Here is a 20,209-nt window from a genome sequence, read left to right as displayed (position 1 = left end):
GAGTTACATGCCGACTCGGCCAAACTTCGTCCTTACTCGTGATGCTCCAACGCCCTGTAGCCAGCCAGCGTGATCAGCGCATCCCGCTTGGCGATCTGATAGTCGGACAACACCATTTCCCTGACAAGAGCGCCGAACGTCACGGTCGGTGCCCATCCCAGCTTCGCGTGGGCTTTCGACGGATCGCCGAGCAAGGTCTCGACCTCTGTCGGTCGAAAATAGCGAGGATCCACTCGCACGATGACCGTCCCGGGCGCGACCCGGCATTCCCGGCTGCTCACACTTTCGACGATCGCGACTTCATCGACTCCGCTTCCGTCAAACCGAAGCTTGATGCCGAGTTCGCACGCCGCCTGCTGAACGAATTCGCGCACGCTGTATTGCACGCCAGATGCAATGACAAAGTCTTCCGGCTCGTCCTGTTGCAACATGAGCCATTGCATCTGGACGTAATCGCGCGCGTGTCCCCAGTCGCGTTTCGCCGACAAATTGCCAAGGTAAAGGCAATTCTGCGAACCGATTGCAATACGTGCAAGGGCGCGCGTAATTTTGCGCGTAACGAACGTCTCGCCCCGAACGGGCGATTCATGATTGAACAGAATGCCGTTGCAAGCGTATATGCCATACGCCTCGCGATAGTTGACCGTGATCCAGTACGCGTACATCTTCGCTACCGCATACGGACTGCGCGGATAAAAGGGCGTGTTCTCCCGTTGCGGCACTTCCTGCACGAGCCCGAACAACTCCGATGTCGACGCCTGATAGAACCGGGCCGTCTTCTCGAAGCCCAGAATTCGCACGGCTTCTAGCATGCGCAGCGCACCCAGGCCGTCCGCGTTCGCCGTGTACTCAGGCTCTTCAAACGAAACCGCAACATGGCTTTGCGCGGCGAGGTTATAGATCTCATCCGGTTGCACCCGCTGAATAATTCGCAAGATGCTCGACGAGTCGGTCAGGTCACCATGGTGAAGATGAAAGCGGCGCTGCGACGCATGGTCGTCCTCGTATAAATGGTCGATGCGATCCGTGTTGAAGAGCGAGGTGCGCCGCTTGACGCCATGCACTTCATATCCTTTGTCGAGCAGGAATTGAGCAAGATAAGAGCCATCCTGGCCTGTGATACCGGTGACCAGTGCAACCTTGTTCGACATGGTTCCTTCTCCTTGTTTTGATACTTCGCTGTGCGTGATACTTCTTGCGATTCGTTCAGACTGTCCTGACATTGGACTCGCCGCCACTTTTGCCGTACCCGTCCGACCTGCCGTAGCCTGAACCGTATCGCGCCTTGTCGAGCGGAACATCGGTAAAGAGCGTTCCTGCCACGTTCACGCCACTACTGCGCAACCGGTTGAGCGCCTCATACAGTTCGTCCACCGGATGCCGACCGTGCCGAACGACCAGCAGCGTTGTACCGGCCTGCCGGCCGATCAGCGTTGCATCGGTGACAGCAAGCACAGGCGGCGTATCGACGACGACAGCGTCATACCGCCGCGATGCAACATCGAGTATCTCGCTCAGTCTCCGGGTCGTGAGCAAGTCCGCGGCGTTTGGCGTCTCGCCCCCGCGCGGGATCAGGTCGACGCCATTCATGACATCGCGCACGACCACGTCGTCAAACGCCGCACCTTTTAGCAACTCGGTCAAGCCGGGGCCGCCAGCCGGGTTGAAGGATCTGTGTATGTCGCCCATGCGCATGTCGGCATCGATCAGGAGCACCTTTTTCCCGCCTGTCGCCAACACGATTGCAAGATTGGCCGCGACAAACGACTTTCCTACCCCGGGACGGGAACTTGTGATCATCACGACATTGTTCCTGACTTCCGATCCGATCGATTGCAACGCTGTTCGCAAGCTTCGCACGCCTTCGACCGCGACATCCCCCGGCCATACCGCAGCAAGCACATGTATGCCCGGAGCCTTGCGGCGCATTGCCTCCTGCAAACGAATTTGCCGTTCGCTGTGCGGCACGACAGCGCAAACGGGTATTCCAAGTGCTGCCTCGATCTCGGCGCTTCGCTCGATTCCACCAGACACCGCCTTGCGAAGGAACGCGGTGACGATTCCCAGTACAAGCCCAAGCACGGCAGACAACGACAATAGTACCTGCCAGTTAGGCTTGCTCGACTTCTCGGCGGGCACCGCGAGATCGACAATGCGCACGTTGCCTACGTTGCCCGCCTTGACGACACGAAGCTGTTGCGCACTGTTCAGGAGATTCGTATAGAGGTCTGTGTCGACCTGAACGTTGCGCATCAGACGCACTGCGTTTTGCTCCTTATCCGGCAAACTGGCAACACGCTGGCTCAGCGCTTCGCGGTCTTGTTGCAATCGGGCGATCTTCGAGTCCACCGCCGTAAGTAGCGGGTAACCCTCCTTGTAATGCTGCGAGATGTCGTCGCGCTGCTGCAAGAGTCCGCGCAAGGCGGTATCGAGATCGACAACCTGTTGCAGCAACAACCGGCTTTCCACACTCAGATCGACGGTTCCATTGCTATTACGAAAAGCGTTGTACTTATCCTCGGCTTGCTGTAATTCGTCCCGCAGCTTCGGCAATTGACCCTCGAGGAAGAGAAGCGAGTGTTCGGCCTCGGACGTACGCCTTGCAAGATCCTGAGCGAGATACTGCTGAGCAACCGCATTGACGATGTCCGCAGTGCGCACCGGGTCGGGTCCCTCCAGGGCAACACCAATCATGCCGGTTTGCGACTTTCTTTCTGAAATGACCAAAGCATCTTTCAGCGCGAGGATCGTGGCCTCTATCGAACTTGACTTCAGTGTAAATTCACCGCCGGGAGAAGCGGATAACTTATTGACGAGAAGCTGCACCTTGCCGTCGCCGAAAGGCACCACCAGCTCGTGGCCGACTTCTCCTGTTCCGAGCGTTTTGCCGTCAGGCGCAATCAACTTGAAGTACGGGGCCTGTCTCGCCTTTACGATGAATTCGTGGCCGATTGCAGCATGAGGAACATCGAATTTCGATACTTCGATCGACTCGTCGCTCCAGGCGAACTGCCGCAGTCCAAACAGGGGTTTCATGCTGGCGGATCCGCTGCGGAGTCGCGCAATCCAACGGCCAATAAGTGGGAAGTACCGAGGTTGCGCCGTAGTTTGGAGATTCAGTTGCTGCACCGCCTCGCCGACCACCATGCGTGAGCGAATGAGTTCCATTTCGGCGTCTGCACTGGCTTTCACCCTCGAATCGAATATCGAGGCGAGCCGGCCCAACGCTTCGGCTTCGGGAGAGCTGGACGCGGGTGTGCCAATCTGTATGAGCGCATCGGCCCGGTACAAGGTCGGATGCATCAGGCCGTACAACGATCCCAGCGCGAGAATGCCGAGCGCAATCATGCCGATTAGACGCCAGCTCTCGCCGATTGTGCGAAGGTAATCCGAGATGGAGATCTCGTCGCCCTGCAGCGGATCATCGCGCGTGATCTGTTTCCTTGAGGCCATGGTTTCTCGGGTGGAGTGCTTTGCGCCCGCCAGCGGGATAACGCCAGGGGCAACCAGTTACGGGAGCGACGACGCGACGCATTGACCGTGCGTCCATTTAGACAGGTACTCTGCTACTACTTCAATGACTGAAATTCGAGAATGCGGAACATTCGCCGCCGCAGTCTATTTTAGATAAGCCTGCTGCTTGCGCCGTGTCGAGACCGAAATCGCCAAGATGTTGTCGGGCCCGATAGGACGGTCGTTTAGAATGAAACGATCCACTGGCCAGTAGCGTGACCCCTGGTGTCGTGAGTTGGAAATTCGTTTCATTAATCGGTTTTGCTGCCAGCGGTGACGAAGTGCTGCTTGAAGAGGCGTTCAGATGCGGGGTCGGTCTAAGTCTCGAACGGCCGGTTGCCGATCATCACGACGTGGTGTGCGCCATGGACAGTAGCTCGTAGTTCCAGCATGTTCCGCGGACTTACAGCAAAACGCAGGACATCGCTTCCCGACACGAGCGTTCCAACCGGAGCGCTCGTACTATTACGCGAAAGCTGCAGCAGATAGAGACCGGACGACGCGCTCTCTACGCGGTTCGCATCGCGTGACACCAGCACCATGACTGCATGCCCTTCTTCGTCCTTCGGGCAGGAAATCTCAGTGTCGAAACTGCCGCCATCGAAATGCATGGTGTAGAGGCCCAATCCACCGATCCGATGCCTGGCATCCTCCAATGCGCGAAGCGCTCCACTGCGTATCGTCACATCGTCGGTGAAAGTGGTGGCAGGCAGGGTGTAGCGAGGCTGCGGTTCTTTGAAAACACAGTCCGATGACTGGACGGATCCGACAGGGCCGTCAGATCGAACGACCGAAACGCCGAAAGACTGCTGGATGTTGACACCGGAAACGCAGGAGGAGACGTCGAGTTCTCCGATGAACCCCGGGACGAGGACGCCATGACCAAGGTAAGGATCGTCCCATCCGGCGCCAACGGCACCGGTTCGCTTGCGATGGTCGCGATAGCCGACGCGTTCCATATAAACGCCGTTGAAGACAGCCGATTGGCATGCATCAACCAGCACCGCTGGACGCGGCGAGTAAGCGTGCGTTATTTGCATGAAGACATTGCTATTCGACGGGCGCGCATAGCGCGCCATGACGCGTATGCAGAATCCGCAAATGCCCCGATAGGGATACGCCCTGGCCGGCGACGCGGCATTAGTCGGCGCGCTGAGTCTGCGCTCGCTGTTGATTGACTTGAAGAACGTGGCATCGAACCATTGATCGATCTTGCGCTCATCGTCGCCATAGACGCGGTCATAGATGTTACGTACGTTGATGATGGTGCACTTGTCCGCGAAGCCGCCTCGTTCGTTGTAGTCGTCGTTGCGATCGACCCATTGCCCTCCGACAAGAACAGGGACGCCCGTGCGCAGCGCCTCGATATTGCTGAACGTGCACTGTTCCAGCACAGCCGCATAGATACCCACCCCGCAGCCGATAAAGTGAAGTCTGTCAAAGATGCAGCCTGCGAGCGTCGCGGACAGGGCGCCAAAAGCCATGAAGCAATCCACGCATGTCAGATTCTCGAGCCCTGCATCCATCGCCGTGTCGAATTGGTCTAGCAAGCCGAAAGTGACTGGCTGCGACGCGTCCGCCATGCCGTAGCGATAGTTGCCCTTCACCACGGCGTTATGTCCATATAGTTTGACCCCCGGCCATACGCCTACGCAATAGGGCTGTCGCATGGCAGGCTCAGACGGGAGTCTCCTGCCTTTTCCCTGCTTAACCGTGCCATCGTCGTGACAAGGGATGGCCAGCGTTCCGCGCGCGGCTGCAAGGTAGAACGTGCCGTTATCAAGCACAACGCACTGAGTCCGGCCCGTCGATGCATAGAGCGATCCTGCGAATGCGACGGCGCGATTGATCGCGTCACCGTCATCCGTCGTGCCGTCACCGCGTGCACCGAACCATCGGGCATGGATGTCGCCCTCGAATACGCGCTTCCAACGCTTTCCGCTCTTCGAAACCAGCACTGTGCCACCATTGTCCCGGCTCAAGACGTCGGTAGGATCGAGCCAATAATATGCAGCATCCAAATCGCGTTCGCCCGCAGCGTGCTGAAACACGAGCAGTCTCGTAAGCGGTCCGCCGTAGTCACGCAAGCTGGCGTAGCCCTGAATCGGACCTTGCGCAAGCACAAATTCAGCGAGGTGTCGGATTTCGGTGTATGCGAGCGAAGACCTGCTGACTATCACCCTGTCGTCGGGCGACAAGTCGCTCACGGGCTGCATCGAGGTCGAACCGCTCTGCATGTGCGACGGCTGCAGTCCCGATGCCTGCCGCTGCGCCGCTTGTGCAGATGCGCCAGACAGGCCGAAGCAGGCGGCCATGATTCTCCTCAAGGCTCCACGTCTGTTTTTGAGCGCGTCCCCCGCCAACCGCAACTTTTCCTGGAAGTCGGCCATACGTTCAGAAGGTGGGTGTGAGAGTCACGAAAGCGGACCGAGCGACGCGTGCGCAAGAATCTGCTTCCTGCAGAGGCCGATATAGACGCCATAGTCGGCGATGATGCTCGCAATGATGGAGGACCAGACCACCCATTCCACTGTGCCGAACTTCAAGAGCAGACATACCTTGAGCGGAATGGATACCGCGCTAAAGATCAGCACGGCAAGCAACTGGGGGCGTAATTCGCTCATTCCATTCAGAAAGATGGTGAAAGCGTTTCCCATTGCTTCGACCACCGCCAGCACCCCCGCCGCGCACAGCAATGGGAAAGGTACAGCCAGGTGATTGCCCGTCCAAACCTTCAGAAGCCAGGGGGAAGCTGCCAGAATCAGCGCGCTTGTCAGCACCGCGATGCCGCCCGTGACGCCCATGGACACCTTCAGCGTGTGCCTGATGAACATCTTCTCACCGCGCGAGTGTGCGTCGGCATAGAGACCCCAGAGCGGCCCCGACAGCATGGCCATCCCGACGGTGATCGCCTGGAACAACCGCTGCGCAACGGCCAGTCTCGCCACTTCCTTCGCGCCGAGAATGTTTGAAACGATCAGGGGATCGCATGCGCTGCCGCATATCATGCCAAGTTGAAGAATAAGGAACATGCCGCTCGTCCGCAGTAGCAGCCTCGAGTCTTGCCACCCCGTTCCCAGCCATATGCCGCGATGAACGCGAAAAATCCGCTCCCGGCGAAGACGCCAAACGAGAATCAACGTCGTGCCGACCTGCATGCCATAGGTAGAAAGCACGAGATACGGCAACGGTGCGCGATAGCGGTTGCAGAGATAAAGAAGCGGTAGCGAGAAAAAGTATCCGATCGCAGCAGCGATATGTGGCTCCCATGCTCGCTGAAGACCATAAAAAACCTTTCTCACGCCGCTTAGTGGGATGTTCACGCAAAACAGCGTGACGAAAACCACGGTTGACTCCACCGCTTCTCTTGTGACGTCTGCCGATTCGATCTTGAGCAGCCTTTGGAAGTCCAGCAACCTCACGGCACCAACGAGCACAGCCCCAGCGGCTGCGCCGATCACCACGAGCAGCAGTACGCCGCGAGTCGCAATCGTTTGCAGTTTCTCTTGATCACCGCTCGTTTTCGCGTCCGCAACCAGGTTGACGAGGCCATTCGCCACGCCAAGGTCAAGCACCGACAACATCACTGCGAGGCTTGATATTGTCATCCAGATGCCAAAGCGCTCTTGCCCGAGATACGGAAGCGTCAAAGAGACCGAGAGCAGCACTACCGCAAAGCCCATCGCGGCACTCACCGCATTGCATGCAGCGGAACGCGCGGCGCGCACATAGCGATCCCTGTCGCGCCCTTCCGAGGCTCCGATACCAAACGGCAAGCGACGAAAACAGAGCCGCAGGATGGAGACCGGTGCGCGCACGAAAAAATTATCTGCAAGCGGCATTGGAGCGTGTGATCCTCTGACGCTGCTCTTCCGCGAATGAGATGTCCCGGAAGGGGCAGCAACGGTTGAGCGTAAAATCGCGCTGACGAAATCAACTTCCTGCGACAGCCATCCTGCACGCGTGTGTTAAAGCAGAAATGCTTACGCGACCTGCTTGCTCATCAACGCGATATAGTTCTGCGCGACTCTGGAGATATGAAACCGATTGTTGAAACACCGCTTTGCCGAACATTGCATCGCAACCTTCTCGTCGTCCGGCAGCCTTGCCCATTGCGTCAGAAGGCGGGTGATACCCTCTCGCGTGTCGTCGTCCACGAACCCGGCTCCATCGGCAACGACCTCTTGCCAGATTCCGACCTTGTCGGTCAAGAGCACCGGCACGCCGCACGCTAGTGCTTCGGCCACCACCACGCCGAAGTTTTCCTGATGCGAGGGCAAAACCATGACGTCGGCAGCGCGCAGCAGGGACCACTTGTGCGCCCCCGTTACCATGCCAGGCCAGCTAACACGATCCGCGATGCCGAGCCGCACGGCCTCGCGACGCAATCTCGCCCCGAGTCCATGATCGTCGGGGCCTGCGACGACGAGGCGATAGTCGGTGCTCAAGTTCTGGAGATCGTGAAACGACTGGATTAGCAAGTCGCAGCCCTTCTTCTCGTGAATTCGCCCGAGAAAGAGGATAATCTTGCCCGGCGTCGCTAGCGAATGCCGCTGCGCAACGTCCAACGTTTCCGTCGAAGGTGGCGGTGCCGTGCCAATCATCATCATCAGCTCCTTCGCCCTGTACAGCGGAAACGCCAAGCGCGCCAGTTCGCGCTCACTGTCGGTGGTGAAGAGAACCCCCTTCGCATTGCTGATGACATGACGCTCCACAAATATCCAATAGACTAACTTCTTGGCATGTTTCAACGGGCGGCCGATGTTGAACCATGGATCGAGCATGCCGTGCGGCATCACGAAATATGGGATCTTTTTCGGAAGAAGCGAGAGAACGGCCGCCGCGCTGTGGAACTGCCATATGCCGTCTACGATAATTGCATCGTACCGGTTCGCATGCTGTGTCAGCCACCCAACAAGCCTGAAGTTGAGCGCGTATTTGCCAGCGTGGTGGCCTAGCCTGACAACCAGATCGAAAGCATTGTCGTCCGATTTGTCAGCATCAATAGATGAGTCAAGACAGACAATGTCGGTAGTGTGTCCGGAAAGCCGGAGCTCCGTCGCGAGCCGTTTGAGCGCCTCAGCAGGACCACCATATCTTCGCTCGATTGACGAGATAATGTGAAGGGTTCTCAAGGCGGGATCTCCGGCTGACACTGACATTCATCATAACGCGCATGCGCGGTTCAACTCTTCAATTCTTCGCTTAACGTAGGGCGATCGACTTGCGTTCTCGCCGCCCTCATCTTCTCCCTGACTTTCAGAACGATGAAGTACTCATAGACCGACTGCAGCGTCGCATACACCAAGCCCGGGTGTCCGTCGAGGAAGCCTCGACGGACCAAGTAAAGTAGAACGAACTTGATCACCGGGCGGCATGGAAGTTGGTAGAACAGGCGCTTTTGATGATAGCGGCGAGTCTGGAAATCGGTCGCAAACAGCGCCTTGGAAAGGCTGAACTTGTTGCCGTTCGCCTTATTGCGAAGGAACTGATCTGCTTCCAGCGAACTGTAGGCGTTATGCCGTGAAAGCCAGTGCGATAGCCCCTTGCTGAAAGGGAAGTGATCGAGATAGCCGTCGAGCCGGCCAGTCTTGCCATCCACCACGGTGACGGGATTGACGAGCCGTTCATAGTGGATATGCTGGGGCCTGAAAAGCCGAACGAAGTACGGTGAAGCCTGCACGTGCCTGAGCCACCTGTCATCGAAGAAGTCGCGGCGTCTAATCTGAAACGCCACCGCATCGCCGGCGTTCGAGACCGCCGTTTCAATCTCCGGTACGAGCAATGGGGGAACGCGCTCGTCGGCATCCAGATACAGCACCCATTCGTGCTTGAATGGGATGTTTTTCAATCCCCAGTTCTGGTGAGTGGACCAGTCGTCGAATGGTCTGGAGATCACGTTCGCGCATACCGAGCGAGCGTACGCGACGGTCCCGTCTGTGCTGAGCGAATCAAATACGTGGATGTCGTCGCACCACCCGATGACGGTCTCAAGACAACCAGGCAAATCCTGTTCTTCATTCTTCGTCAGCACCAGTACAGACACTTTGCTCATTGGGCTCTCCGTGCTTGACTCTAAGAGAAATCTTCCGTGCTGGCATGCCGGCATACACAGTCCACTCATCCAGCAGACTCCGCGTTACCACTGATCGCGCGCCTACAACCGCTCCCGGCGCGATATGAATGCCAGGGCAAACGAAGACTTCAGAGCACACCCACGCGTCCGATCCCACAATAATCGGCTTTGCAGTTAGCTGAAACGTCGGATGGTTGTAGTCGTGACTTCCTGTACAGAGCTGCGCGCCCTGCGATATCGTGCAACGCTCACCTAACGTGATGCGTTCGATGGAATACAAGTTCACTCCATTGGCAACGCCTGTAAAGTCGCCGATCGAAAGATTCCATGGCGCCCAGATGCGCACACGCGGATAGACGTGAACACCTGCGCCTATAGTGGCCCCGAATAGTCGCAGAATCCAGCGACGCCACGCATGAAAGACACGCGGCGTCGGCGCGAAGAAGACGATATAGATGACGCCCCAAAGAACCCTCAGAAATCTGTTCGACAACGAAAATGAAGGTCCCTGTCTCGAATTCACGCCTTTCAGGATTATGCTCGGACGAACGCCTTCCCGGTTGATTGCATCTTTAGGCATAGACTCCTCTCTCAACGGACCATCGTAGCGTCCACACGGCTCAATACCCGCGGTTGGCGGAAAGCATCAAGCTTTTGGCGGGGTGCTGCCGGCAGCGTGCTGATTGACACATCGCATCCCCAGCAGCAGGAGCATCATAGTCGGATTCGCCCCACCTCCCGTCGGCAAGACTGACGTGGCAAGCAGCTGGACATTCGCGACACCGAAGAGGTTGAGGTTTTTGTCCACCACGCCATCGGCGGGGCAAGCACCCATGCGAGTCGAACCTGTCGGATGGAAAATGCCCTCTGCGTTATCGATGTTGGCCCAGATTTGCTGTGGCTCGATCGATTTCCATACGCCAAGCGAGGCGAATTTGCTCGTTCTCCAAGTTCTTTTAAATAGTTCCGATGTCTCGATTACGTTTTCTTTGTCTTCCGTGGACAACCTCCAGTTGATCTCAGCGAGTGGCAAGCCGAAGCGGTCGCAGCACGTATCGCTGAGAGTGATACGATTGTTGGGAGATGGAAGCTGCTCAACCACCGCATGGACAATCAGGCGCGAGTGGGCGGGAAACAGTAGACGTTTGTTCACGAGCCTCCACCACATGGCGCGCGCAAGCCAGGGGGTATTCGCAATCAAATCGAACATTACTCGTGGCGGCGGTGACTTACGACGCTGTACACTCCGGAATATCTCCCGTAGCACATCAAAGCCACCGGGTTTCTCAACCTCGAACCCGATGTGGCAGAAACCTGGCGGCAGATGCCGCCGCGCCTCCGCTTGTGGCGCTAGCTCGAAACGAATATTGCGCATTGAACCGGCGGCGCCGAATCGAAAGCCGACGATCTTATTTAGCAAAGCGCTTTCGGAGGCGACGATTTCCGCTACTTCTGCGGAAATATGATCCGTGAAGTTATGACCGAGCGCAGGCGTAAGGGCCGAGACGGCTCCATTGTTCTGACGGTCGATTAGCAATGCCAGACGGGTTGTTTCGATCGCGCCAGCGGCGACGATGAGCTTCCTCCCCGAAATAGCTAGCCTGTCACCATTTGGCGATACCGCTTCCAGTCGGACGCCTTCAGTCTGAGTTTTGATTTTGACGACATGGGCATTCAACCAGACCTGAAGGTTGGCTGCCGCAGCGACGTCAGCGTCCAACAACGCCGCTACATTGCGCTTCCGGAATTCTGGCCACTTGGCGAGACGATTGACATGGGTCCCACCGAGTTCGAACGGAAAGGAGACGTCGGAATACGGGCCCGGTTCCAGGGAGAATAGCCGCTCGACGTCACCGATGAAAGGGGTTAGTTCATCGAGTGAGATCGGCCAGTGGGCATTGCAGAGGTCAGAGTTTTGGAAGGGAATGAGGGCACCGCCCCATCGCATCGAGGTACCGCCCAGGCATCGGAAACGCCCGTGCGAGGCACCCTTGTAGAACATCCCCTGCTGGACGACTTCATTGAGCGGATGCGTGTCCTCTTCCTGGCGCAATCCGCCGGTTTCCAGGCAGATGACGGTTGCGCCTGTCTTCCGCGCCAATAGTACGCTGATCGGTAGGCCGACGGTTCCCGCGCCGATGACTATGAAATCGGCTGCCCGCGAAATCGCGCCCTGCCCGCCCAGGTCATTGAGCATCGGCCGTTTCCTCCACGAGCCGGGCATATTGCTGCAGCCTGGCCAACTGCTTCGTGCTCACGATGATTGCGCCATTGGTATTGCGAAGTAGTGCCCGACGCAGAACCTCTGTCACGGACAGCGGCGACCCCTCCTTGCGGGACGCGGAGACATAACCATAAGTGATCTGGAAGGGCTTGCGGTAGCAGGTCAGTACGTCAGCCTCGCGACCGGTGAGACTGTCGTGGACCTGAATGAAACGGGTCAGTTCGGAGCCGGCAGCGAGGAACGGTTCGACCTTATCCGTAGTTAGCGCGAGGCCGAAAGTACGGACCGTTCCGTCACGTAGGAGACTCTCGAGCCATTTCAACCATTCATCAGTATTGAGCAGGGAAATTTCAGGCTCGTGCAGCGCGTAGATGTCGATAGAGTCACGCTTCAGACGACGCAAACTGCCCTCGAGTGTTCTCTTCGCCCGGGCGACTGAGAAATCCACCGTTGGACCCGAGATGGCCTTTATGAAGCGCCCTGTCGCCTTGCGAACAAAAACAGCGGCCCCGCTTTGCTCCTCGCCGCCGGGCGAATAGATACCGACTTTGGTGGTGACAGTGACCTCCGGTCGTGCTTTGAGAACGTGGCCAAGATCGCGCTCGGCCAAGCCAAAGCCATAGTAGGGGGCCGTGTCGAAATGGGTGAACCCGGCGTCCACCGCAGAGAATAATAGTCGTCGCCTTGCTTTTTCGGAGCCACTGTTGAAAAGACTGGCGGTGCCGAATATGAATCTCGAAAGTACGATGGGAGTTTCGGTCAACTGAACGCTTTGCACGATTAGCTCCCGCTAAATGCTCGTCAAGCCCGCGCCTTGAATTGAATGACGAGAATGTTCTACCGACGATCAGCGTTACCGCGGCGATAAGACGTCAGTTCCTTAGTAAGGTCTGTGCGTAGTCCGCCAGATTAACCGTGTCAGTATCCATGGCATGGTTGTACGAGCTCTCCGTCAAAGCCGCTGTGTGCCGAGGCACTGGATGGGTTAGCACAGCGTGTTCACGCGATCGCATGTGGCGAACTTGAATCTCGTCGACGTGAAAGGAATATAAGCGCCGCGCCCTGATTCCCCCGGTCAAGACGGAAATTGGCAAGAAGTTGTCGGCTTTCGCCCACCGCGAGTGGCAAGAGACCGGCACCAGGCCTCCTGCGCCCACACGACTTGCGATCATATGTCCTCGCTGGCGAAGCCCATCTAGGCGAGGCACGACAAGCATTTGTCCGACCGGGCAATTTGATATCTGCGATCTTCGAATCAAGAAGGCGAACGCGCAGCTTTGACACGATAGCCTCCATCAGAGTCCGAACGCATGGGTCGTACGTTCCCGTGCCCAACGCAGACTTGATCTTCTTTTTCCCAAGATGTGGATTACTCAATGAAAGTGCTGATAATCTCGCTCAACTATGCCCCAGAGGTGACAGGGGTGGGAAAGTACTCCGCGGAGCTTGCGGAGTGGCTCGCATTACAGGGGCACACGATACGCGTGATAACCGCGTCTCCATACTATCCTGAGTGGCGCATCAAGGCTGGCTATAACGCGTTGACGTACTCGACTGAGCAAATCAACAACGTTTCCGTCATACGCGTTCCCTTCTGGTGCCCCAAGCGCCCGTCGGGTCTGAAGCGCGTGCTACATCTGATGAGCTTCGCGGTTTTCGCGAGTCCGGCCGCCCTATGGCAGATCGCGTGGCGTCCGCACGCCGTGTGGCTCGTAGAGCCACCTTTGTTCGCGTCTCCCGTCGCGTTGTTCGCCGCCCGCGTCGCCAGCGCCTCATGTTGGCTTCATGTACAGGACTACGAAGTCGACGCAGCGTTTCGACTGGGCATACTGAAAGGCCATGTCGCAAGAAAGCTGGCTTTGCGCGTGGAAAGATGGTTGATGTCACGCGCCGACGTCGTCTCGACACCCTCCGCAGCGATGACACGGCTCGCCGTGCAGAAGGGGGTCTCCTCGGAAAAAGCTTTCACCTTTCCCAACTGGGTCGATACTCAACACGCGCATCCAAACAGCACGGACAACCCCTATCGCGCACAGCTCACCATCGGCCACGGAGCGCTGGTCGTCCTCTACTCAGGCAATCTCGGACTTAAGCAAGGTCTGGAAATCATTGTCGACGCTGCAAAGCTTCTCACGTGGCGCGCGGACATCATGTTCCTGATCTGTGGCGCTGGACCAGCAAAAGATGTCCTGCTCGAAAAGGCCCGTGACGTACCGAACGTCAAGTTTCTCGGGCTGCAACCTAAAGAGCGGTTCAATGAATTGCTATCGCTTGCGGACATACACGTCCTTCCACAGGTTGCGGGCGCCGCGGATCTCGTCATGCCTTCGAAGCTTGGCCCAATGCTGTCGAGCAGCCGACCGGTAATTGCGACTGCGAATGAAGGTACCGAGTTATGGAGCGTCATCAACTCGGTCGGCGTCGCAGTCGAGCCCGGCTCTTTCACGGCATTGTCACACGCCATCCTTCGTCTCGCCGACGACCCGTCGCTTCGTGAGCGCCTTGGCACCCTCGGACGGCAATACGCCGCATCCAATTTCTCGAAAGAAACGATTCTCCTCCAGTTTGAGGCACGGCTTCGCAGCTCAGTTCTCGGCAAACGAGACCTCGGAGACCGCGCGACGACGTAGGCCCACTTAACAGTCTTCGGATCCGGTGCTAGCGCAAATGAGCGAGATCCAGCTTGCTTCGTGGACCTCACAAGGTATCCTAAGGAGGCAGGGATGAATTCAGAATGGCTTAGTGCTGACCTTCCCGTGGACTGGACGGATGAGGAGTCGGAGTTCTTTATGCGTGCAGTGGAGGCGATCGCACTGGCCTACAAAGAACAGACCATCACGCTCGAAGAGGCCGGAGACCGGATTTGTATGGTTGCGGTCACGAGACTCGGTGAAGCCATGGGCATGGATGATTCAATCAGATGTATTAGCCGGGACTAGATCTGAAGCGGCTTCGCCTTGCAGCGCTTTTCGTCCACCCAGACGTCAACACCTGGACTTTTGCAGACCTTCCCTACTAATTCACCAAGGTATGCGGCCAGTTGAACGCGCCGTAGTTTCATTAAGTCAAAACTTAGCCCTGTCCGGCCGATAAAGGTTGAAAGTAATTGGTGGGATTTTTTTTCACGCGGTAAGTTATGGCGTGTAACGATATTTACGTGGCACAACTTCTCATTATCTCGCCAGTTTATCTTCAAAGTCTACTATATGAAGAATACGCTTGAACCAGGAATACCGATATATGGGAACCTCGCTGATTCGCATCAGGCGCAGACTCCCGATATCGTTATACGAAACGAGAAGTCGATGCTTGTTGTTACTATTTTCTTTCTGATTACCGGGTTGCTGCCCATATTGCAGTGACGCCTCCGCTATTTTGAAGCGGACACCTTGCATCTCGACATTGAGGCAAGGCCGCTGCATTTTCTGCTGACAGTCGTTTTTATCGCGCGCCGCGACCTGGATGCCGGGCTTGCACCACCGCTCTTCGGCAACGTATTTTTCTCGCCAGAAACCTTGTCGATTAAAAACGGCAAGGATAAATCTGAAAACGAGAGAATCGAAGTCCGACACCACATGGAAATCCTGTCTTTTTTCCGTGTGACGAATAGAAACCTGCCGAACTGGAGGCCGCATGACGCCAATCTTATCTGACGCGCTAGCACCGCTTGATTGTCCGAGACAGGACATTCGGTCTGTTCAGTGTTCGACAATCGTGAAGCACGTGGCGATTATTTTGTATGACGGATTTTCGTTGCTGGACGCCGGTACGCTCGCCGAAGCTCTGCATGTCGCTAATGAATTACAATCGCAAAGTTCGAATCATTCCGTGACATATCGCGTGAACCTCATCTCGGCTGACGGTGGAGCGGTTGCGTGCTCGTCATCGATGATGGTTTGGACAGAGCATTTTTCCACGCGCGATTTCGATCGTCTCGACAACCTCTTCGTTCCCAGCGGAAGTGGTGTCGCGCACGCCTCCGTCGACGACAACCTCATTGATCTGTTGCGACTGGTTTGTGCAAGAGGCGTCCGTGTGACCGCGATCGGGAATGGGCACATGGTTTTGTCGGCTGCCGGCGTGGCGCGGTGCGATTGGCCTTCGGTGAAGCATGATATCCGTCTCCGATCGTTATCCGCGAGCGCTGCGGAGCATGATCGCGATCAGGCTTTGGTGACCTCGCTCGCACTGCTCAAGATGGATCTGGGAGCGGAGTTGGCCGCGCGCGTGGCGGACCGTCTCGGTTCGGATGGCGGGCGTACATTGGCCCCCGCGTTCGAAGAGATGGATGCAAAGACGCTCGCCGAGAAAGCACGTGCGTCGGCGCGTTGGATCGTCCAGAATTGCGCGAAGCCCATATCGGTGGGCGATGCGGCGCGCACGTCTTCGATGAGTGAGCGCAATTTCCTGCGTCTGTTCAAACGGGAGCTCGGTGTTACGCCTTCAAAGTACCTTCTTGGTGCGCGGCTCGATCTTACGTGCAAGCTGCTCGCCAACAGCGATCTTCCGGTGGACAAGATCGCTCGTAGAACCGGTCTTAGCAACGGAGAGAGACTGTCGAAGCTTTTCCGTAAAGAGCTCTCGATGTCGCCTACTGAGTTCCGGACGCAGAGTCGACGAAAGAGTTGACGTACGAACAGCAATCCAGATGCGCAAGTGGGGAGTCACGTCAAGCGCACCGGTGAACCGCCCCGGGAATCGTGGAGGCTGGTTGGTTTGAGTTAATGTGTATTAGCCTGGACCGGACCTGACAGGTAGTCGGGGAAGCGAATCACGGTCCGACCTGTGTTGCCATCACTCTCGATTCCCAACGCAACCTTCGCTCCACTTCAACAGAGTCAATTTCTTACGAGACGTTTCCCACTTCCGCTGGATGTATGCTCACGTATCCCTTCTGGTACGGACGATCATTGGCTAGTACCGCCCAGATCGTCCGCGCCATTCTGTTTGCCAGTGCGACAATCACCACGTTCGGATGCCGCCGCTTTTTCAGCTGCTCGACCCACGCGCCTGGTTCTTTCGCATTTATCAACACACTGCGTGCACCGTGGATTAGCAGCGTTCGCAAATATGTGTCGCCGCGCTTACTTATGCCGTGAAGGTTTACCTTGCCACCCGAACCGGTCTGCTTCGGCACCAGTCCCGCCCACGCGGCAAACTCCTGCCCCGATCGAAACGCCTTCGCGTCGCCTATCATCGCAACCGCCGCGGTCGCGGTCAGCAACCCGGACAAGAATCTCGGGTATCGCCTTGTCAATCGACGCCCGTCCTTTAGCCGTAACTTCGCCGTACTCGGTTAGCCGTCCGCGCAAGCCGTTGATTTGCATGGTCCGGAACTTCACAAGTTGCTCGCGCATGCGATGCAGCGCCAGCATTGCCTGCTGCATTCGATGCCTATCGCCCCATCCGCAGTAGTGTTTTCACCAATATCGTTAAGTTCCGATATATGATTCGTTCTGTAGCGATGCATGTCGCGCACGCCCTGCGGCGTGCCGGTTGCCGAATCACCTGAAAACCATCCACATGACGCCCGATTTCGACGCGATCCACAAAGCGCTGGCCAACCCGGTCCGCCGGGAGATTCTCGGCTGGCTGCGCGAGCCGCACGCGCATTTTGCCGATCAGGAGTTGCCGCTCGACCACGGCGTGTGCGCGGGCAAGATCGACTCGCGCTGTGGTCTGTCGCAGTCCACCGTGTCGGCGCACCTGGCCGCGTTGCAGCGCGCGGGGCTCGTCACGTCGAAACGGGTTGGTCAATGGGTGTTTTTCAAACGCAACGAGCCCGTCATTCAGGCGTTCCTCGAATACATGAACACGAAGCTCTGAGCGCCGCATTCGCATCGCCGCGCTTCCTTTTTCACGCAGTTTTTTTTGAGGCTCGGGCCTTGCCCGCCGCCAAAGGTGAACTCTTATGCCGACTCTTTTCGATCCGCTGCAAATTGGCGATATCACGCTGCCGAACCGCATCATCATGGCGCCGCTCACGCGTCAGCGCGCCGAGGAAATCCGCGTGCCGAACGCGTTGATGGCGCGCTACTACGCCGAGCGCGCGAGCGCCGGTCTGATCCTCAGCGAAGCGACATCGGTCACGCCGCAAGGCGTCGGCTACGCCGAAACGCCGGGCATCTGGTCGCAGGAGCAGGTCGAAGGCTGGAAGCTCGTCACGCAGGCCGTGCACGAGGCGGGCGGCAAGATCTTCCTGCAGCTCTGGCACGTCGGCCGTATTTCGGATCCGCTGTTCCTGAACGGCGAGTTGCCGGTCGCGCCGAGCGCGATCGCGGCGGGTGGTCACGTGAGCCTCGTGCGTCCCGAGCGTCCGTTCGTGACGCCGCGCGCGCTCGAGCTCGATGAAATCGCCGGTGTCGTCGAAGCGTTCCGCGAGGGCGCGGAAAACGCCAAGGCCGCGGGCTTCGATGGCGTCGAAGTGCACGGCGCGAACGGCTATCTGCTCGACCAGTTCCTGCAGGACAGCACCAACAAGCGTACCGATGCCTACGGCGGCCCGATCGAAAACCGCGCGCGTCTGCTGCTCGAAGTCACCGACGCGTGCATCAGCGTGTGGGGCGCAAACCGCGTCGGCGTGCATCTCGCGCCGCGCCGCGACGCGCACACGATGGGCGATTCCGATCCGGCCGCAACGTTCGGCTATGTCGCGCGCGAACTCGGCAAGCGCAAGATCGCGTTTATCGCGGCACGTGAAGCGCTCGGCGACGACCGCCTCGGCCCGCAGTTGAAGGAAGCGTTCGGCGGCCCGTATATCGCGAACGAGAAGTTCACCAGGGAAAGCGCGCAGCAGGTGCTCGACTCCGGTGAAGCGGATGCGGTGGCCTGGGGTCAGCTGTACATCGCGAATCCGGATCTGGTGCGCCGCTTCGCTGAAGATGCGCCGCTGAACAAGCCGGTCCCGGCGACGTACTATGCGCGCGGCGAAGTCGGCTACACCGATTATCCGGCGCTCGAAACGGTGTAATCGGTAGCGACAGCGGGCTCATGTCCGCTGTATGAAATGACAAAGCGGCGGGCGTGACTGAATTCCAGTCACGCCCGCCGCTTTTTGTGCGCTAGACAAGCTCGCGCCGCATAAACACCCGTTTCGATTCATCGAGTCCGCGCGCGATATGCGCGTCGCGCCGCGCGAGCAACGCCGCGTCGAGCTCCGACGTGTCGAGATCGCGAAACCCGAGCCGTCGGTAATACGGCGCATTCCACGGCACGTCGCGATACGTCGACAGCACCAGCTGTGTCATTTGTCGCGCGCGCGCGATTCGCGCGACCTCTTCGATCAATGCCGCGCCGATGCGCCTGCCCGCGTGCGAGCTCAGCACATCGAGTTCCTGAACGTAGATGCGCGTCGGCTGCGGCTCGAACATCACGAAGCCCGCGCAGATCGTCTGCTGGTCGAGCGCGACGATGATCTCGCGCGCCTCGATCTTGCGCTCGACGACCTCGCGCGCCATAGGCGGCGCGTCGGCAATCCCGGTCATGCCGACGCTGACGAAACGCAGGCCCGCTTCGAATTCGATGGCACGAATCGTTTCGGCATCGTGCAAAGCGGCAAATCGGAAGGTGATGGCGGAATCGTGCGACATGGCGTTGCGTCCGATGAAGACCGCCCGAGTTTGACATCGGCACCGCTACATCGACAAGCGGCATATGGCATAAACTCGCGCAAGCGCCCTGCACGCACGCTCGCGGGACTACACTCATCACATCCGAACGCCACCCGAGGCCACGCCAAGATGAACCTGATGAATGTGCTGCAGATCGCGCTGCACCTCGACCAGCACCTGAGCGCGCTGATCGTGCAGTTCGGCACGGCAATCTACGCACTGCTGTTTGTCGTCGTGTTCGTCGAATACGGTTTTCTGCCGCTGTTCTTTCTGCCCGGCGATCCGCTGATCTTCATCTGCGGCGCGCTCGCGGCCACCGGCGCGTTGAACGTGTGGATCATCGCGCCCGTGCTGTTCGTCGCGACGGTGGCCGGCAGCAGCGTCGGGTACGCGATCGGCCATGCGGTCGGCGACAAGGTCTATATCCGCAACTACTACTGGCTCAATCGCGATGCGCTGCGCCGCGCCCACGTGTTCAGCGAGACGCGCGGCCGCCTGACCTTCCTGCTGTCGCCGTTCATCGCCGTGGTGCGCACGTTCGCGCCGTTCGCCGCGGGCGTGTCGCGCATGACGTTCTCACGCTTCGTCGCGTTCGTCACCGCCGGCGCGGCGCTGTGGGTGGTCTCGCTGATCGCGGGCGGCTATCTGTTCGGCAACGTGCCGGTGGTGCGCGAGCATCTGAGTTCGCTGGTGTTGCTGGGCCTCGCGCTCGGCGGTGCGATGCTCGTCGGCGGAGCGGTATGGCGCTTTTTCAACCGGCGCATGCGGGCGCGCTGAGGCCATCGT

The 20,209-nt window shown here is 58.1% G+C and carries 17 protein-coding genes and 1 pseudogene; 7 read left to right on the top strand and 11 right to left on the bottom strand.

Annotation, left to right across the window (positions count from 1 at the left end):
• Window positions 1-32 precede the first annotated feature (32 nt).
• The 9 genes from gmd to OKW40_RS35715 form a co-directional block, all read right to left on the bottom strand.
• Entirely contained in the window at window positions 33-1,151 is a 1,119-nt protein-coding gene (gene gmd, locus OKW40_RS35755; protein ID WP_429493717.1) for a GDP-mannose 4,6-dehydratase, read from the bottom strand.
• Between the two features lie 55 nt (window positions 1,152-1,206).
• A complete protein-coding gene (locus tag OKW40_RS35750; protein ID WP_429493716.1) occupies window positions 1,207-3,453 on the bottom strand; it encodes a polysaccharide biosynthesis tyrosine autokinase in 2,247 nt (748 codons plus the stop codon).
• Window positions 3,454-3,830: 377 nt separating this feature from the next.
• Window positions 3,831-5,828 carry a hypothetical protein gene (locus OKW40_RS35745; RefSeq protein WP_429493715.1) on the bottom strand — a complete coding sequence of 666 codons (1,998 nt, stop codon included), beginning with the start codon at window positions 5,826-5,828 and terminating at the stop codon, window positions 3,831-3,833.
• 99 nt (window positions 5,829-5,927) lie between these two features.
• Window positions 5,928-7,355 (bottom strand): lipopolysaccharide biosynthesis protein, encoded by a 1,428-nt coding sequence (locus OKW40_RS35740; RefSeq protein ID WP_429403321.1) that lies wholly within the window; start codon window positions 7,353-7,355, stop codon window positions 5,928-5,930.
• Between the two features lie 141 nt (window positions 7,356-7,496).
• Window positions 7,497-8,648 carry a glycosyltransferase gene (locus OKW40_RS35735; RefSeq protein WP_429493714.1) on the bottom strand — a complete coding sequence of 384 codons (1,152 nt, stop codon included), beginning with the start codon at window positions 8,646-8,648 and terminating at the stop codon, window positions 7,497-7,499.
• A 50-nt stretch (window positions 8,649-8,698) separates the two neighbouring features.
• A complete protein-coding gene (locus OKW40_RS35730) occupies window positions 8,699-9,568 on the bottom strand; it encodes a glycosyltransferase family 2 protein (RefSeq protein WP_429493713.1) in 870 nt (289 codons plus the stop codon).
• Window positions 9,531-10,169 carry a putative colanic acid biosynthesis acetyltransferase gene (locus OKW40_RS35725; protein ID WP_429493712.1) on the bottom strand — a complete coding sequence of 213 codons (639 nt, stop codon included), beginning with the start codon at window positions 10,167-10,169 and terminating at the stop codon, window positions 9,531-9,533. Before OKW40_RS35725 ends, OKW40_RS35730 begins: the two co-directional genes overlap by 38 nt.
• A 66-nt stretch (window positions 10,170-10,235) precedes the next feature.
• Window positions 10,236-11,786, bottom strand: coding sequence for a GMC oxidoreductase (locus OKW40_RS35720; RefSeq protein WP_429493711.1), 1,551 nt, complete (start codon window positions 11,784-11,786; stop codon window positions 10,236-10,238).
• Entirely contained in the window at window positions 11,776-12,591 is an 816-nt protein-coding gene (locus OKW40_RS35715; RefSeq protein ID WP_429493710.1) for an aldo/keto reductase, read from the bottom strand. The genes OKW40_RS35720 and OKW40_RS35715 overlap by 11 nt, the downstream gene beginning before the upstream one ends.
• Before the next feature lie 598 nt (window positions 12,592-13,189).
• Here OKW40_RS35715 and OKW40_RS35710 point away from each other — a divergent pair.
• The 4 genes from OKW40_RS35710 to OKW40_RS35695 all read left to right on the top strand — a co-directional run bounded on the left by OKW40_RS35710 (window position 13,190) and on the right by OKW40_RS35695 (window position 16,442).
• On the top strand, window positions 13,190-14,443 hold the full coding sequence (locus OKW40_RS35710) for a glycosyltransferase WbuB (protein WP_184068000.1): 1,254 nt from the start codon (window positions 13,190-13,192) through the stop codon (window positions 14,441-14,443).
• A 93-nt stretch (window positions 14,444-14,536) separates the two neighbouring features.
• Window positions 14,537-14,752 (top strand): hypothetical protein, encoded by a 216-nt coding sequence (locus OKW40_RS35705; RefSeq protein WP_184067996.1) that lies wholly within the window; start codon window positions 14,537-14,539, stop codon window positions 14,750-14,752.
• Between the two features lie 450 nt (window positions 14,753-15,202).
• On the top strand, window positions 15,203-15,466 hold the full coding sequence (locus OKW40_RS35700; protein ID WP_429493709.1) for a hypothetical protein: 264 nt from the start codon (window positions 15,203-15,205) through the stop codon (window positions 15,464-15,466).
• Between the two features lie 70 nt (window positions 15,467-15,536).
• Entirely contained in the window at window positions 15,537-16,442 is a 906-nt protein-coding gene (locus OKW40_RS35695) for a GlxA family transcriptional regulator (protein WP_429493708.1), read from the top strand.
• 217 nt (window positions 16,443-16,659) lie between these two features.
• On the opposite strand, the pseudogene OKW40_RS35690 reads toward OKW40_RS35695, so the two are convergent.
• Window positions 16,660-17,197, bottom strand: a pseudogene (locus OKW40_RS35690) (IS110 family transposase); the annotation flags it as partial.
• 139 nt (window positions 17,198-17,336) lie between these two features.
• Between OKW40_RS35690 and OKW40_RS35685 the strand changes: the two are divergent.
• Both OKW40_RS35685 and OKW40_RS35680 read left to right on the top strand, forming a co-directional pair.
• A complete protein-coding gene (locus OKW40_RS35685; protein ID WP_018424976.1) occupies window positions 17,337-17,639 on the top strand; it encodes an ArsR/SmtB family transcription factor in 303 nt (100 codons plus the stop codon).
• 85 nt (window positions 17,640-17,724) lie between these two features.
• Window positions 17,725-18,783, top strand: a complete 1,059-nt coding sequence (locus OKW40_RS35680; protein WP_429493707.1) for an alkene reductase — start codon at window positions 17,725-17,727, stop codon at window positions 18,781-18,783.
• Window positions 18,784-18,874: 91 nt separating this feature from the next.
• On the opposite strand, the gene OKW40_RS35675 is transcribed toward OKW40_RS35680, so the two are convergent.
• Window positions 18,875-19,402 (bottom strand): GNAT family N-acetyltransferase, encoded by a 528-nt coding sequence (locus OKW40_RS35675; protein WP_429493706.1) that lies wholly within the window; start codon window positions 19,400-19,402, stop codon window positions 18,875-18,877.
• Between the two features lie 150 nt (window positions 19,403-19,552).
• Here OKW40_RS35675 and OKW40_RS35670 point away from each other — a divergent pair, with 150 nt between their 5' ends.
• Window positions 19,553-20,200 (top strand): VTT domain-containing protein, encoded by a 648-nt coding sequence (locus OKW40_RS35670; protein WP_187613097.1) that lies wholly within the window; start codon window positions 19,553-19,555, stop codon window positions 20,198-20,200.
• The last annotated feature ends 9 nt before the right edge of the window (window positions 20,201-20,209 follow it).

The sequence above is a fragment of the Paraburkholderia sp. RAU6.4a genome (genome assembly GCF_050435625.1).
Taxonomy (GTDB): domain Bacteria; phylum Pseudomonadota; class Gammaproteobacteria; order Burkholderiales; family Burkholderiaceae; genus Paraburkholderia; species Paraburkholderia tuberum.
The sequence above is the reverse complement of the archived record's forward strand: the minus strand, read 5'-3'. Positions and strand labels throughout refer to the sequence as shown.

Coding starts and splice junctions, on each gene's coding strand:
- gmd (WP_429493717.1), bottom strand. CDS start 1,151: ATGTCGAACAAGGTTGCACTGGTCACCGGTATCACAGGCCAGGATGGC.
- OKW40_RS35750 (WP_429493716.1), bottom strand. CDS start 3,453: ATGGCCTCAAGGAAACAGATCACGCGCGATGATCCGCTGCAGGGCGAC.
- OKW40_RS35745 (WP_429493715.1), bottom strand. CDS start 5,828: ATGGCCGCCTGCTTCGGCCTGTCTGGCGCATCTGCACAAGCGGCGCAG.
- OKW40_RS35740 (WP_429403321.1), bottom strand. CDS start 7,355: ATGCCGCTTGCAGATAATTTTTTCGTGCGCGCACCGGTCTCCATCCTG.
- OKW40_RS35730 (WP_429493713.1), bottom strand. CDS start 9,568: ATGAGCAAAGTGTCTGTACTGGTGCTGACGAAGAATGAAGAACAGGAT.
- OKW40_RS35725 (WP_429493712.1), bottom strand. CDS start 10,169: ATGCCTAAAGATGCAATCAACCGGGAAGGCGTTCGTCCGAGCATAATC.
- OKW40_RS35720 (WP_429493711.1), bottom strand. CDS start 11,786: ATGCTCAATGACCTGGGCGGGCAGGGCGCGATTTCGCGGGCAGCCGAT.
- OKW40_RS35710 (WP_184068000.1), top strand. CDS start 13,190: ATGAAAGTGCTGATAATCTCGCTCAACTATGCCCCAGAGGTGACAGGG.
- OKW40_RS35705 (WP_184067996.1), top strand. CDS start 14,537: ATGAATTCAGAATGGCTTAGTGCTGACCTTCCCGTGGACTGGACGGAT.
- OKW40_RS35685 (WP_018424976.1), top strand. CDS start 17,337: ATGACGCCCGATTTCGACGCGATCCACAAAGCGCTGGCCAACCCGGTC.
- OKW40_RS35680 (WP_429493707.1), top strand. CDS start 17,725: ATGCCGACTCTTTTCGATCCGCTGCAAATTGGCGATATCACGCTGCCG.
- OKW40_RS35675 (WP_429493706.1), bottom strand. CDS start 19,402: ATGTCGCACGATTCCGCCATCACCTTCCGATTTGCCGCTTTGCACGAT.
- OKW40_RS35670 (WP_187613097.1), top strand. CDS start 19,553: ATGAACCTGATGAATGTGCTGCAGATCGCGCTGCACCTCGACCAGCAC.